Source organism: Spirillospora sp. CA-128828, from assembly GCF_050945415.1.
GTDB lineage: Bacteria > Actinomycetota > Actinomycetes > Streptosporangiales > Streptosporangiaceae > Spirillospora.
In genome coordinates this window covers 9,481,246-9,493,696 of sequence record NZ_CP191986.1, presented here as the reverse complement: position 1 = coordinate 9,493,696, position 12,451 = coordinate 9,481,246, and the positions used below count along the sequence as shown (strand labels likewise).

The window sequence follows — 12,451 nt, the reverse complement described above, 5'->3', positions numbered from 1 at the left end:
GAGAGCCATGGGCGCGGACGAACTGACCAGGCGCGGGTTTCTGGCGGGGACGGCGGGCGCCGCGGCGATCATCGCCACGAGCGCGGCCGGGGGGTCGTCCACCCAGGCCCACGCGGCGCAACTGGCCGCGACGAAACGCGCACCCGTCGCCGAACTCCCCGATCCGGACGACTCCGGCATCGACCACATCGTCGTCGTGATGATGGAGAACCGGTCGTTCGACCACTACATGGGCTGGCTGCCCGGAGCGGACGGACACCAGGCCGGGCTCACCTTCACCGACGCCGACGGCAACGAGCACGACACCCACCATTTGAAGGTGCCGTGGGGGTGCGGCTTCAGCGACCCCGACCACTCGTACCAGGGCGGACGAACCGAGTACAACGACGGCGCATGCGACGGATGGCTGCGCGCCGGCGACAACGACGTGTTCTCGATCGGCTACTACGAGGGCGCCGACCTCGGGTTCCACGGCCACGCCGCCCTCGACTGGACGGTCTGCGACCGCTACTTCCCCGCCGTCATGTCGTCCACCTTCCCGAACCGGATCTTCCAGCACGCCGGGCAGACCGACCGGATCTCCAACACGCTGACGATCTCCGAGATCAGCACGATCTGGGACCGGCTGAAGGCCAGGGGCGTCTCCTGCCGCTACTACTTCAGCGACGTGCCGTTCACCGCACTCTGGGGGCTCCGGAACCTCGACATCAGCAGGAACATCGCGGAGTTCCGCGGCGACGCGCGGAACGGCCGGCTGCCCGCGGTCAGCTTCGTCGAGCCCGCCTTCCTCGGCGAGATCTTCCTGCCCGGCATGTCCGAGGACGAGCATCCGCTCGCCGACATCCGCTTCGGCCAGGCGTTCCTCAACGAGGTCTACACGGCGGTCGTCACCTCGCCCAACTGGCCCCGCACCCTGTTCGTGATCAACTACGACGAGTGGGGCGGGTTCTTCGACCACGTCCCGCCGCCGGCCGGTCCGGACCCGCGGCCCGACCTCGGCACCGGGCTGCGCGGCTTCCGCGTCCCCTGCCTGCTGATCTCCCCGCGGGCGCGGCGCGGCGCCGTCGCGCACGAGGTGTACGACCACACGTCCGTCCTGAAGGCGATCGAGTGGCGCTGGGGGCTGGAGCCGCTGACCGTGCGGGACGCCGCGGCCCGCAACATCGCCGAGGTCCTGAACTTCACCGACCCGCCCGACCCGCGCGCTCCGCGCTACGACGCCAAGCGGCCGATCAGCCTCGGTTGCCTCGACCCTGCGCACAGCCACACCGGCGACGACTGGGCCGGCCTCAATGTGTTCGCCCGGCAGAACGGCTTTCCCCAGCCGCACTGACCGAAGGGCCGGCCCCTGGGACTAGGGGACGGCGTCCAGGGCGCGTTCGAAGGCGGGGGCGAAGCCGATGCGGCCGGCGATGCTGAGGAGCATCTCGTCCGGGTAGAGCTCCAGGTCGCCGGAGATCGCGCCGAGCTCCATCTCGTCCAGGCCGAGGTCGGCGAAGATCGACATGTCGCCGACCGGGAGGACCTGGTCCAGCTCCTCGTCCTCCGGGATCGGGATGTCCAGGTAGTCGAGGACCTGGCCGGCGAGCGGCCAGTCGACCGACGCCGTGACGTCCGACAGGAACACCATGACCTCGTCGCCTAGCAGGCGGATGGCCACGAAGAAGTCGTCGCCGACCGAGACCAGCCCGACCGTGCCGCCGAGGCTCGGCTGCTGGCGCAGGGCGTGGATCAGCCCCGCGAGGTCCTCGGTCAACGCCACCGGGAGGATCTCGGCCTCCCAGCCCTCGTCTTCCCGGTACACCACGACGGCGAAGTCCGTCGCGTCCACATCCGTCATTTCCACCCCACCGGCGCGTCTCCTGCCAGGGCATGGTCGCAGATGCGGCGCGTGCTCGCGCGCCCCACCACCAAACTCGCCGCCGCACCCCGATGTGAGGCCGGGAGTCAGCGCCGCATTTCGGTGCCCAGCGGGATGAACCTACTCGATCCGCGTCAATTCAGACGGAAGGTGCGGCGGCGCAGCTGCGCGTGGATCCGCGCCCGCCGGGACCGGTGCGGGGTCACCCGGCGGCGCAGCTCACGGGCCTCGGCCAGCTCGCGCAGGAAGATCGCCCGGCGGCGGAGATGCTCGCGCACCTGCTCGGGGGAGATGTCGCCCTGGGGGCCGGGGCGCTGCGGGGTCTCCTCGCCTGTGACTTCGGTCACCGGGTCGCCGGGCGGGGGCGCCGCCTCGGGAGCAGGGGCGGGAGCGGTGACGCCGGGGGATTCGCGAGCAGGCGCGGGCGGATCGGGCACGGACTCGCGGGCCCGTGACGGGCCACTCGGCTGCTGATCGCTCTCGCTGTTCATACCGCCATACTGCCCAGCTCAGCGGCGACCTATCCAGTCGCGGGGGGCGGCCCCGACGGGTGGGCTACGGTGAGCGCATGCAGACCCTCGCCGTCGATCATCCGCTCGTCGCGCACAAGCTCACCACGCTGCGGGACGTCCAGACCGACTCCCCCACGTTCCGCCGGCTGGCCGACGAGCTGGTCACGCTGCTCGCCTACGAGGCCACCCGCGACGTCCGGGTCGCGGAGGCCACCGTGCGGACCCCGCTCGTCCCCGCCACGGGCGTGCAGCTGGCGAGCCCGAAGCCGCTCGTCGTGCCGATCCTGCGCGCCGGCCTCGGCATGCTGGACGGGATGACGCGGCTGCTGCCCACCGCCGAGGTCGGGTTCCTCGGCATGATCCGGGACGAGGGCACCCTGCAGGCCCAGACCTACGCGACCCGGCTCCCGGACGACCTGTCGGGCCGCCAGTGCTACGTCCTGGACCCGATGCTCGCCACCGGCGGGACGCTCGCCGCCGCGATCCGGCTGCTGTTCGACCGCGGCGCCGACGACGTCACGGCGATCTGCCTGCTCGCCGCCCCCGAGGGCCTGAAGTATCTGGAGCAGGCGTTCTCCGACATCTCGGCGCCGATCAAGGTGGTGACCGCGGCGATCGACTCCCACCTCAACGAGCAGGGCTTCATCATGCCGGGCCTCGGTGACGCGGGGGACCGGCTCTACGGCGTGGTCTGATCCCGTCCCACGGGGCCGCGCCGCGCTTCTAAACGCGACGTGACCTGCGATGTTCGTTCGGGACGGGGTGGGGTACCAACCCCCTACGGAACGCCACTGCGCGTTCCCCTCCGCCGCCTCGGCACAGGGGACCGTTACGGACCGGGCGGTGCGAGCGAGCTCGAGGACACGTGATGGCTCACCAAGGGGATGGCGACATGTCGCGCTACGCCGCGATCGGGGAGCGGCTCGCCGAGGAGTTCGACGGAGTGCACGGCGCCGACACGGTGAACCGGTGCGTCGCGGCCGCACGGTACGGGGCGGAGGAGGTCACGGGGGACGCACCGCCCGACCTCGTCGAGCGGATCGCCCGCCGGCACCTGGAGGTGCTGGCGACCGTCGCGGCCGAGAAGCGCCGCAAGGCGCGCCGCTCGTCCCTCGACAACGCGCCATAGGCCGGCGGACGCGCCGGGGCGACGTCGAAGCGGGCCATGGGCCCGGCGAACGTGTGACTCGCGCGCGCTGCAGGGCTTGCTTTGCCGGTCGTGGCGGCTGTGCGAAACTGAACCGGGGTCCGTGGCTCAACGCTCCGGGAGGCAGCCGTGCCCGCCAAGAAGTACATCGCGTGGGCCGCTGCGGCCTTCGTGGCGTTCTACGTCATCAACCAGCCGGACGGCGCGGCCCAGTCGGTGGAGAGCGCGGCCAGCGGCATCGCGTCCGCCGCCGATTCCCTGGCCACCTTCGTCAACGCGCTCGCCTGAGGCCGGCATGAGGCTAGTCACCCCCGGCGACTCCGCGCCGGCATCGGTCAACAAGTACCTGCTCCCCCACGAGAACCAGGTGATCACGGTACGGCGGCACCCGGCCGTGCTGATGGTCCCGGTCGGGCTGCTGCTCGGCGGTCTGATCATCGCGGGTGTGCTGACCAACACGGTCGCCAGCGACGCGGGCACCGTCATCAGCTGGATCTGGTGGGGCTGGCTGATCCTGCTCGCGTGGTTCGTCTGGCGCGTCGCGGAATGGTCCGTCGACTACTTCGTCATCACCAACCAGCGGATGCTGCTGACCACCGGCCTGATCACCCGCAAGGTCGCGATGATGCCGCTGGCCAAGGTCACCGACATGAGCTTCAAGCGGACGATCGCGGGCCGCATGCTCGGCTACGGCGAGTTCATCCTGGAGTCCGCCGGCCAGGACCAGGCCCTCACCAACGTGGACTTCCTGCCCTACCCCGAGCAGCTCTACCTCGAAGTCTGCGAAATGATCTTCCCGAACAAGAACCCGGCACCGGAGGAGAAGACGCTCCCGCCGCCTCCGCCCCCGCGCCGGCCCCGCGAGGCGGAGGACGCTCCGACCGCCCCGCTGCCCGACGACAACTCGGACGCCGACGCGTAGAACCGCCCGCGGTGGCCGGAAAACGCGGCGGGCTGGTCAATATCGGCGGCTGCCGGAAGGTTGCCTGGAAGGTCGGATACCGTCGGCGGGGTGGCAGTCCTCGCGATCGCCGGGCGATCCACTGACGCGAACCGGCGCACCTCGGTGTCCTCGCAGCGTGCGCGCGGGTGTCGGCCCGAGCCCCCCGGCCGGTCACTTCTTCCGCTGCTTCATTACTCTCGATGTGCGATAACCCGCGATATGCAATCATGTCGGCACCCCAGCCGCCTGTTTACTTCCGCTAAGTGAGTCCACATGCCGGGTCCAGGCAACGTCGGCGAACGTGTCCGCAACCTGCGGCTGACCAGACGCTTGTCGCAGGCACAGCTCGCCGGTCACGACCTCTCCGACAGCTACATCTCTCTGATCGAGTCGGGTAAGCGCACTCCGACGCCGACCGTCCTGCGCATGCTGGCCGAGCGCCTCGGCTGCACCCCGGAGTACCTCGCCGAGGGCGTCGAGCCGGAGCAGCGCGCCCACCTCGAAGTGCGGGAACGGCACGCGCACCTCGCGCTGCTGCGCGGCGACCCGGCCACGGCCGAGTCCGGGTTCGACGAGGTGATCGCCCGCAGCGACGACCCCGACCTGACGGCCCGCGCCCGCTGGGGCCGCGCCCGCGCCCTGGAGGAGCTGGGCCGCACCGATCGCGCGATCGCGCTGTTCGAGGAGCTGCGCGAGCAGGCCGAACGCGACCCGGGCCGGGCGAGCTGGCTGCCCCCGGTGATCGCGCTGGCCCGGTGCTACCACGCCGTCGGCGACCTGGGGCAGGCCGTCGCGCTGGGGGAGCGCGCGCTCGAACGGCTGGACAAGCTCGGCCTCAGCGCCGGCCACGAGTACACCGAGGCCGGGCGGATCCTGCTGCTCGCCTACGTCGACCGCTCCGATCCGGTCCGCGCGCACGAACTCGGACGGCGCCTCCTCCGCCCGGAGAGGGCGGCCGATCCCGAGCCGGTGAGCGTCCACTACCAGCGGGCCAGCATGCGCGCGCTGGAGGAGGGGACCGTCGGCGACTCGCTGTACCTCGCCGACCAGGCACTGGCCGCGCGCTCCGACACGTCTCCGACCCAGGCTCATGCGCGCCTCGCCCTTGCCGGCGCCAAGGCTCTGCTCAGGGGCGTCAGGCCCTTCTCGGACGCCCCGGTGCCCGATGTCGCGCCGTCCGGTGAGTTCGGGTTCGAACGTCCGCGCGCAGAGGGCTCGCGTGAGGCGGCGCAGGAGGCGCTCGACCTTCTCCAGGGGACGACGGACCTTGAGGGTGCCGAGGCCACCGAGAGCACCATCGCCAGGGCGCGCGCGCTCGTGCTGATAGGCGAACTGGACAGCGCGATCGCGACGCTCGAACAGTTCCTCAACACGGGTATGGCGCTGGCGGCCCCAACGAGCAGTCGCTCCGTGGCCACGCTGCCTGGAAGCGACCTCGCCGTGCGCACCCAGAAGTCCGTCTTGGCCCGTCTCGTCCTGGCTCGTGCACGCGTCGCCCAGGGCGACCGCGCCGCCGCCCAGCTCGTCCTCGGGGCGGCTTCCGAGCAACTGGCGACACTGCCCAAGGGCCGCCCGGCGGCCCACCTGTACAGGGAACTCGGCGAGCTCTACGAACTCGTCCATGCCCCGGAGAACGCCGCCGCCGCCTACCGTCAGGCACTCGAAGCCGCCGGGCTCTCCGCGTCCCCCTCACCCACGGACGCCAGAGCCCACGTGTAGATCCGCCTTGGCGATGTAACCGAGGGCGTTCGGTCGTCCCCCGCATGCTCCCGGGCCCCCGGAATAAAGTCGGCACCTCGGGTGTCCTATCATCGAAACATGGGATGACTGGTTGACTGGAGGTTCAACGTGACTCTGCGGACGGCGCGCCGGTCCTCGCTGGTCGACCAGGTGATCGACCAGCTCCGGGACGAGATCGCCGGCGGCGGCTGGCCGGTGGGCGGCAAGATCCCGCCGGAGCCGGTGCTGTCGGAGACCCTCGGGGTCGGGCGCAACACCGTCCGGGAGGCCGTGCGCGCGCTGACCCACGCCGGGCTGCTCGAAAGCCGGCAGGGCGACGGGACGTACGTGCGCGCGACGAGCGAATTGTCCGGGGCCGTCCGGCGGCGGCTGGAGACGGCGGAACTCGTCGAGATCCTGGAGGTCCGGCGCGGGCTGGAGGTGGAGGCGGCCCGGCTCGCCGCCACCCGCCGGACGGACGCCGACATGGCCGCCATCGCGGTCGCCCTCGCGCGCAGGGACGCGGCATGGGCGGCAGGCGAGCACGCCACGTTCGTCGAAGCGGACCTCGAATTCCACACCGCCGTCGTCGAGGCCACGCACAACCGCGTCCTGACGGACCTGTACCACGACTTCAGTGCCGCGCTGCGGGCCAGCATCGGCGCCGCCGGCTCCCTCCTCGAACACGTCGACGTGCCGCACGGCCCCATCGCCGCCGCCATCGAGGCGAGCGACGCCGAGGCCGCGACCCGGGCCACCCACGCCTGCCTTGACCAGATCCTCGCCTCGACCCTCCCCGCCCCGGAAGCGGGCCGGGCGTCCGAGGGCCCGGCGGAGCCCGGCGCGGACGCCTGACGCGCCCCGAACCGACAACTGAACCAGCGCTTGACGCCATGGCGACGCACGCCACCAGGCGGCCGGCGCTCTACGGACCGACACGAAGGTGACATGAACAGCTCTCAGACTCCCGTTTCCCGTGGCGCGGCGGTGTGGTCGCTCGTCGGCCTGGTGCTGCTGACGATCAACCTGCGCGCCGCGATCACCGGGATCTCCCCGGTGCTCGGCGACCTGCGGGACGCGTTCGGGCTGTCCGGCGCCGAGGTCGGCGTCCTCACCACGCTCCCGGTGCTGTGCCTCGGGCTGTTCGCGGCCGTCGCGCCGGTGGCCGCGCGGCGGTTCGGCGCCGAGGTCGCCATCGCCGGTTCGCTGGTGATGATCACGCTTGGGATCGTCCTGCGGGTGGTGCAGTCGCCCGTCTCGCTGTTCGTTGGAACGGTCCTGGCCGGTGCGGGGATCGCGATGGGCAACGTGCTCATGCCGGCGGTCATCAAGCGCGCGTTCCCGTCCCGCGTGGGCTCGCTCACCGGGCTCGCGATGATGCTGATGGCGGCCAGCGGCGCGGTCGCCGCCGGGCTCGCGGTGCCGCTGTCCGAGGCCGGCGACTGGCGGCTCGCCCTCGCGGTCTGGGCCGTCCCCTCGTTGGTCGCCGTGCTCGTGTGGGGTCCGCTCGCGCTTCGCGGCCGCCGGGCCCCGACCGCCCCCGTCTCGGCCCCGCGTGCCGAGGGCTCCCTGCTGCGCTCCCCGACCGCCTGGTTCGTCGCCGCCTTCATGGGGCTGGCGTCGCTGATGTTCTACGTCCTCATGTCGTGGCTGCCGGAGATCATGCAGGACGCCGGGTACCCGCCCGCGGCGGCCGGGATGATGGTCTCCACCATGATGATCGTCGGGATTCCGCTGGGCTTCCTCGTCCCGGTGTTCGCCGCCCGCATCCGCGACCAGCGTCCCCTCGTCGTCGCGGTCGTGGCCACCATGGTCGTCGGCCTCACCGGGCTGCTGCTCGCGCCGTCCGCCGGCTGGACCTGGGTCCTCGTCCTCGGGACCGGCACGGGAAGCGCGTTCCCGCTGGCCTACACCCTCCTCAGCCTGCGGTCCCCCAGCCCGTCCGTGGCGGCGAGCCTGTCCGGCATGGCGCAGACGGGCGGCTATCTCCTCGCCGCGGCCGGTCCGTTCGCGGTCGGCGTCCTGCACGGCGCCACCGGCGGCTGGAACGTTCCCATCGTCCTGCTGCTGGCCCTGGTCGTGCCGGAGGCGCTGTTCGGGCTGCTGGCGGCGCGCCCCGGGTTCGTCCGGCCGTCCCGCCCGCAGCCGCCGCTCGTCGAGGCGAAGGCGCTCACCGCCCCGGTCTCCGCCCGCGCCCGCTGATCAGGTCAGGTCGACGGCGTCCAGGTCGAGGACGCGCGCGTGCAGAACGAGCCGCTGGTGCAGCGCCGCCCGGAGCGCCCGGTGCAGGCCGTCCTCCAGATAGAGCTCGCCCTGCCACTGGACCACATGGGGGAACAGATCGCCGTAGAACGTGGAGTCCTTTGAGAGCAGGGACTGCAGGTCCATCTCCCGCTTGGTGCTGACGAGCTGGTCGAGGCGGACCTGGCGGGGCGGGATCTTGGCCCAGTCCCGGGACGAGAGGCCGTGCTCCGGATAGGGCCTTCCTTCACCTACCGCCTTGAAGATCACCCTTCGAGTCTACGGCGTCGGCACTACCCGGAGAAGGCAACGCAACAACATGCGTCACTCGACTTTCCCGAACCGGTAAAACAGTTACGGCGCAGGTCAACAGGTGCGTGACTAAGTACCGGCCGTCCGTCGACGGGATTCCGGTCGCGTCACGACCGGTGATCGGACCAGGTGTACGCGCCGGGAAGCAGGTCGGCGATCGGGACGGTCCGGAGTGCGTCGTCCGTGCCGATGATGACGCCGATGGACGGGAAATAGTCGAAGAGGACCTGGCGGCAGCGTCCACAAGGCGGCATCACACCACGGTCGCCCGAGCCCACCGCGACGATCGTGTCCAGGTGGTGGGCGCCCATGGCGGCCGCGGTCCCGATGACGGCCAGTTCCGCGCAGGGTCCTCCGGTGAAGTGGTAGACGTTCATCGCGGTGAGGACCCGGCCGTCCCGGGCGCGAGCGGCGGCGGCCACCGTGTGCTCGTCGCCGCGGCTGTGTTCGGCCGCGACACGGGCGGCCGCCTGGACGAGTTCGTGGTCGACGCTCATGCTCTCCTCTGCCGCACCCTGGGGACACCGGTCACCGACATCATCGCCGAGTACAGGGTGGTCGTCGCGGTGATGAACATGCGGTTGTTCTTGGGGCCGCCGAAGGTGATGTTGGAGACCGGCTCGGGGACGCGGATACGGCCGATGAGGGTGGCGTCAGGGTCGTAGCAGTGCACGCCGTCCTCCAGGGCCGCCGCCCAGAGCCGGCCGCCGTCGTCGAAACGGATGTTGTCGAAGCGGGCCCCGTCCCGGGCCTCGGCGAAGACCTCGCCGTCCGAGAGCGTGCCGTCGTCCCGGACGTCGAAGACCCGGATGTGGCCGGCACGGGTGTCGGAGACGTAGAGGCGGCGTTCGTCCAGGGAGAAGACGAGGCCGTTCGGGCCGGCGAAGCCGTCCGCGACGAGGCGGACCGCCCCGGTCACCGGATCGGCCCGGTAGACGTTGCAGGCGCCGATCTCGCTATCGGTGCGGTGGCCCTCGTAGTCGCTGGTGATGCCGAAGTCGGGGTCGGAGAACCAGATCGATCCGTCGGAACGCACGACCGCGTCGTTGGGGCTGTTGAAGCGCCTGCCCTCGTGGCGGTCGGCGATGACGGTGATGCTCCCGTCCGGCTCGGTCCTGGTCACCCGCCGGTTCCCCTGCTCGCAGGTGACCAGCCGGCCCTGCCCGTCGAGGGTGTTGCCGTTGCTGTGGCCGGCCGGGGCGCGGAAGAGCGAGACGGCGCCGGTCACCTCGTCCCAGCGCAGCATGCGGTCATTGGGGATGTCGCTCCAGATGAGCTGCCGCCAGGCGGGGAGGTAGAGCGGGCCCTCGGCCCAGCGGGCGTCCTCGTGGAGGCGTTCGAGGCGCTGGTCGCCGTGGCAGCATCGTCCGGTGCGGAAGCGCTCGTCCAGGACCTCGTATATCCCATATGCTGCTTCCTTGGGCATTGTTCCCCCATGGATGGCTCCTGCTGAACAAGGTTCAACATAGCTCGTCGACGACCGTACGCGATACAGTCTCCTGGTGAAGAACGTGGACGACATCGATCGCCGCCTGCTGGAACTGCTCCAGCAGGACGCCACCCGGTCCTACGCGGCGCTGGGGACCGCCGTCGGCCTGTCGGCCGGGGCCGTCCACGAACGGGTCCGGAAGCTGCGCGAACGCGGCGTCATCCGGCGGACGAGCGTTGACGTCGAGCCGGCGGCGCTGGGGCAGGGGGTCCTGGCCTTCATCATGATCGACGCGTCGACCTGGATGGGGGAACGTGCGGCCGACTTCGCCGCCATCCCGGAGGTCCAGGAGGCCCACGTCGTCGCGGGCAGCGCGTCCGTACTCGTCAAGGTCCGCACGTCGACGACCACGCGGCTGCAGGACGTCCTGCGGCGGCTGTACGACATCCAGGGCGTGAGCGGAACCCGCGCCACAGTCGTCCTAGAGACCTTCTTCGAACGCCCGGTATCGCCCATGGGCCAATGACGGCCCGCGAAGTGACCAGCCGCCACACATGACGGTGGGGGCCCGGAACCGGACCCCCACCGCACGTTCGCCCTAGGCGTCAGCGACTAGCCGTCGCCGAGGGCCTTCTCGGAACCGTCGGTGCCGTTGTCCGAACCGGCGGCGCGCTTGTCACGCCGCCCGGCGAGGAAAACGACGACCGAGCCACAGCAGCAGCCGGTTGCCTGAGCCATGCCGGTGGCGAGATCTCCGCCGTACAGCCCGGCGCCGGCGATGATCAGGAAGATGGCAGTGTCCAGGATGACGACGTAGCGCAGGCTGTGCCCCTTGGACAGGTGCCATTCACCCATCCAGGTGCCGAGGACGGCCAACAGAGCGGCGTAGCAGCCGGTCTGTGCGACGCGGTTCGCGAACTCACCGGTCTCCGGCACGGCTTCGTGCCCGAGGGCAGCCGTGACGGCGAAGGCGAGGCCGCCGAGCAAGCCGCCTCCGCCGATGGCCGCGATGGCCACGCGATTGGTGGAAGATTCCACGGATCTCCTCCGATCTGGTTTTGACCCCCGTTCCTCGTGAACGGGTTCGGAGAAGACCATGCGGACCCACGGCACGACCGCAATGAAGCCGGCGCATCGCGCGGACGACGAGAAGCACCTCGTCCCTTGCCGGGCGAGGGGAGCGTGGCGGCGGTGCCGCGTAGGGTGTGTCGCCCGAAAACCAGGTGCGCGATCAGATCATCCAGAACCGGGTGGCGGTCGGGGACGATCACGAAGACGCCAATCTTCACGCTGAACACTGGGAGAACTAGCCCCAGTTGCAAGCACTTCTGAATAACCAACCCACCTGCGTTAGCAGGAGGGTTGGGTCCTTTCAGTGGTTGCGTCCAGACGACCGCAACCATTCGGCAAGAGATGTGACCTGATTGATTCTTGTTTTCTTAGTCAAGCATCAAGAAACGAGCGAAAGACGCCCAAGCAGGATTGTTGCACTTTCTGGCGAGTCGCGCTGGTGAGGACGACGCGACTGAAAGTCGATGATTGCGGCCGAGCAAGCGGAGTTGGAGCGCGGGGGGCGCAGGTGGCGATCTCGATTCCGCCACCCGGACGTGCAGGCCCGCGTCGTCGCGGGCAGCGCGTCCGTGCTCGTCAAGGTCCGCACGTCGACGACCACGCGGCTGCAGGACGTCCTGCGGCGGTTGTACGACATCCAGGGCGTGAGCGGAACGCGTGCCACGGTCGTCCTGGAGACGTTCTTCGAACGACCGGTGTCGCCCATGGGTCAAATGACAGCGGCCGCCTGGCACGCGACAGGCCGTTGCCCGTGGGCCCATGTCACCCGCTTAGGGCAGTGGGAATGAGTTGAAGGTGATCAACCGCCGAATTAAGAACGGCTCCCGTCAGGGAGCCGTGGACTGTTGCGGGGCAACACCTCGATCAGCTCGAGGTATCACCTCACTTGTCGTTTTTACCCAGGACCTTGTCGGGGTCGAACCCTCCGAGATCCAGCGCTTCCCTCAGCTCCTCCTCGGACGCCTCGTCGCCCTCGGGGTTGTTTCGTAAAAAGAGATTCCTCATTCTAGGAACACCTCCATAATTTAGGACTGCGCAGCAAGTTGTCGCGTGTTGCGCCGTCCGAACCTGTTTGTATAACCGCAATAAAGACGGTCCGTGGGTGCCAGGGAGTGTCAAGCGCGAGCCGAACGCGTTTGTTCTGGTTCGATCCAGCGCGTTTGAGAAGATCGGTGCCTGCGGCCCGAGCCTCCCTCAACCCGGGGCTCTGGGACTC

At 70.2% G+C, this 12,451-nt stretch carries 16 protein-coding genes and 1 pseudogene; 10 read left to right on the top strand and 7 right to left on the bottom strand.

Annotated features, from left to right (window positions below; genetic code table 11):
• Window positions 1–7 precede the first annotated feature (7 nt).
• On the top strand, window positions 8–1,333 hold the full coding sequence (locus tag ACQPXG_RS45685) for an alkaline phosphatase family protein (RefSeq protein ID WP_433465392.1): 1,326 nt from the start codon (window positions 8–10) through the stop codon (window positions 1,331–1,333).
• A 21-nt stretch (window positions 1,334–1,354) separates the two neighbouring features.
• Here the strand turns inward: ACQPXG_RS45685 and ACQPXG_RS45680 are convergent, their stop codons facing one another.
• Complete coding sequence (locus ACQPXG_RS45680; RefSeq protein ID WP_433465391.1) at window positions 1,355–1,840, bottom strand: tRNA adenosine deaminase-associated protein; 486 nt, start codon at window positions 1,838–1,840, stop codon at window positions 1,355–1,357.
• A 155-nt stretch (window positions 1,841–1,995) separates the two neighbouring features.
• Window positions 1,996–2,352 carry a hypothetical protein gene (locus ACQPXG_RS45675; protein WP_433465390.1) on the bottom strand — a complete coding sequence of 119 codons (357 nt, stop codon included), beginning with the start codon at window positions 2,350–2,352 and terminating at the stop codon, window positions 1,996–1,998.
• Window positions 2,353–2,429: 77 nt separating this feature from the next.
• Between ACQPXG_RS45675 and upp the strand changes: the two genes are divergently transcribed.
• The 7 genes and pseudogenes from upp to ACQPXG_RS45640 all read left to right on the top strand — a co-directional run bounded on the left by upp (window position 2,430) and on the right by ACQPXG_RS45640 (window position 8,384).
• Window positions 2,430–3,068: a uracil phosphoribosyltransferase gene (upp, locus tag ACQPXG_RS45670; RefSeq protein ID WP_433465389.1), complete on the top strand. Its 639-nt coding sequence runs from the start codon at window positions 2,430–2,432 to the stop codon at window positions 3,066–3,068.
• Window positions 3,069–3,265: 197 nt separating this feature from the next.
• Window positions 3,266–3,502, top strand: a complete 237-nt coding sequence (locus tag ACQPXG_RS45665) for a hypothetical protein (RefSeq protein WP_433465388.1) — start codon at window positions 3,266–3,268, stop codon at window positions 3,500–3,502.
• 147 nt (window positions 3,503–3,649) lie between these two features.
• Complete coding sequence (locus ACQPXG_RS45660) at window positions 3,650–3,808, top strand: hypothetical protein (RefSeq protein WP_433465387.1); 159 nt, start codon at window positions 3,650–3,652, stop codon at window positions 3,806–3,808.
• A gap of 7 nt (window positions 3,809–3,815) precedes the next feature.
• Window positions 3,816–4,325, top strand: a pseudogene (locus ACQPXG_RS45655) (PH domain-containing protein); the annotation flags it as partial.
• Window positions 4,326–4,736: 411 nt separating this feature from the next.
• Window positions 4,737–6,182, top strand: coding sequence for a helix-turn-helix domain-containing protein (locus tag ACQPXG_RS45650; RefSeq protein WP_433465386.1), 1,446 nt, complete (start codon window positions 4,737–4,739; stop codon window positions 6,180–6,182).
• Between the two features lie 129 nt (window positions 6,183–6,311).
• Window positions 6,312–7,037 (top strand): FadR/GntR family transcriptional regulator, encoded by a 726-nt coding sequence (locus ACQPXG_RS45645; protein WP_433465385.1) that lies wholly within the window; start codon window positions 6,312–6,314, stop codon window positions 7,035–7,037.
• 93 nt (window positions 7,038–7,130) lie between these two features.
• Window positions 7,131–8,384: a CynX/NimT family MFS transporter gene (locus tag ACQPXG_RS45640; RefSeq protein ID WP_433465384.1), complete on the top strand. Its 1,254-nt coding sequence runs from the start codon at window positions 7,131–7,133 to the stop codon at window positions 8,382–8,384.
• Here the strand turns inward: ACQPXG_RS45640 and ACQPXG_RS45635 are convergent, their stop codons facing one another.
• The 3 genes from ACQPXG_RS45635 to ACQPXG_RS45625 all read right to left on the bottom strand — a co-directional run bounded on the left by ACQPXG_RS45635 (window position 8,385) and on the right by ACQPXG_RS45625 (window position 10,161).
• On the bottom strand, window positions 8,385–8,693 hold the full coding sequence (locus tag ACQPXG_RS45635; protein ID WP_433465383.1) for a type II toxin-antitoxin system VapB family antitoxin: 309 nt from the start codon (window positions 8,691–8,693) through the stop codon (window positions 8,385–8,387).
• 149 nt (window positions 8,694–8,842) lie between these two features.
• Entirely contained in the window at window positions 8,843–9,232 is a 390-nt protein-coding gene (locus ACQPXG_RS45630; RefSeq protein ID WP_433465382.1) for a hypothetical protein, read from the bottom strand.
• On the bottom strand, window positions 9,229–10,161 hold the full coding sequence (locus ACQPXG_RS45625) for an SMP-30/gluconolactonase/LRE family protein (protein WP_433465381.1): 933 nt from the start codon (window positions 10,159–10,161) through the stop codon (window positions 9,229–9,231). The genes ACQPXG_RS45630 and ACQPXG_RS45625 overlap by 4 nt, the downstream gene beginning before the upstream one ends.
• Before the next feature lie 76 nt (window positions 10,162–10,237).
• Here ACQPXG_RS45625 and ACQPXG_RS45620 point away from each other — a divergent pair, with 76 nt between their 5' ends.
• Complete coding sequence (locus tag ACQPXG_RS45620; RefSeq protein WP_433465380.1) at window positions 10,238–10,690, top strand: Lrp/AsnC family transcriptional regulator; 453 nt, start codon at window positions 10,238–10,240, stop codon at window positions 10,688–10,690.
• A gap of 86 nt (window positions 10,691–10,776) precedes the next feature.
• Here ACQPXG_RS45620 and ACQPXG_RS45615 read toward each other — a convergent pair whose 3' ends face one another.
• Window positions 10,777–11,202, bottom strand: coding sequence for a hypothetical protein (locus tag ACQPXG_RS45615; protein ID WP_433465379.1), 426 nt, complete (start codon window positions 11,200–11,202; stop codon window positions 10,777–10,779).
• A 569-nt stretch (window positions 11,203–11,771) separates the two neighbouring features.
• Between ACQPXG_RS45615 and ACQPXG_RS45610 the strand changes: the two genes are divergently transcribed.
• Window positions 11,772–12,023: an Lrp/AsnC ligand binding domain-containing protein gene (locus ACQPXG_RS45610; RefSeq protein ID WP_433465378.1), complete on the top strand. Its 252-nt coding sequence runs from the start codon at window positions 11,772–11,774 to the stop codon at window positions 12,021–12,023.
• 94 nt (window positions 12,024–12,117) lie between these two features.
• On the opposite strand, the gene ACQPXG_RS45605 is transcribed toward ACQPXG_RS45610, so the two are convergent.
• Entirely contained in the window at window positions 12,118–12,240 is a 123-nt protein-coding gene (locus tag ACQPXG_RS45605) for a hypothetical protein (protein ID WP_433465377.1), read from the bottom strand.
• Window positions 12,241–12,451 lie beyond the last annotated feature (211 nt).

What these genes read in the sequence shown, in the direction of transcription:
- ACQPXG_RS45685 (WP_433465392.1), top strand. Translation starts at nt 8, where the DNA reads ATGGGCGCGGACGAACTGACCAGGCGCGGGTTTCTGGCGGGGACGGCG.
- ACQPXG_RS45680 (WP_433465391.1), bottom strand. Translation starts at nt 1,840, where the DNA reads ATGACGGATGTGGACGCGACGGACTTCGCCGTCGTGGTGTACCGGGAA.
- ACQPXG_RS45675 (WP_433465390.1), bottom strand. Translation starts at nt 2,352, where the DNA reads ATGAACAGCGAGAGCGATCAGCAGCCGAGTGGCCCGTCACGGGCCCGC.
- upp (WP_433465389.1), top strand. Translation starts at nt 2,430, where the DNA reads ATGCAGACCCTCGCCGTCGATCATCCGCTCGTCGCGCACAAGCTCACC.
- ACQPXG_RS45665 (WP_433465388.1), top strand. Translation starts at nt 3,266, where the DNA reads ATGTCGCGCTACGCCGCGATCGGGGAGCGGCTCGCCGAGGAGTTCGAC.
- ACQPXG_RS45650 (WP_433465386.1), top strand. Translation starts at nt 4,737, where the DNA reads ATGCCGGGTCCAGGCAACGTCGGCGAACGTGTCCGCAACCTGCGGCTG.
- ACQPXG_RS45640 (WP_433465384.1), top strand. Translation starts at nt 7,131, where the DNA reads ATGAACAGCTCTCAGACTCCCGTTTCCCGTGGCGCGGCGGTGTGGTCG.
- ACQPXG_RS45630 (WP_433465382.1), bottom strand. Translation starts at nt 9,232, where the DNA reads ATGAGCGTCGACCACGAACTCGTCCAGGCGGCCGCCCGTGTCGCGGCC.
- ACQPXG_RS45625 (WP_433465381.1), bottom strand. Translation starts at nt 10,161, where the DNA reads ATGCCCAAGGAAGCAGCATATGGGATATACGAGGTCCTGGACGAGCGC.
- ACQPXG_RS45605 (WP_433465377.1), bottom strand. Translation starts at nt 12,240, where the DNA reads ATGAGGAATCTCTTTTTACGAAACAACCCCGAGGGCGACGAGGCGTCC.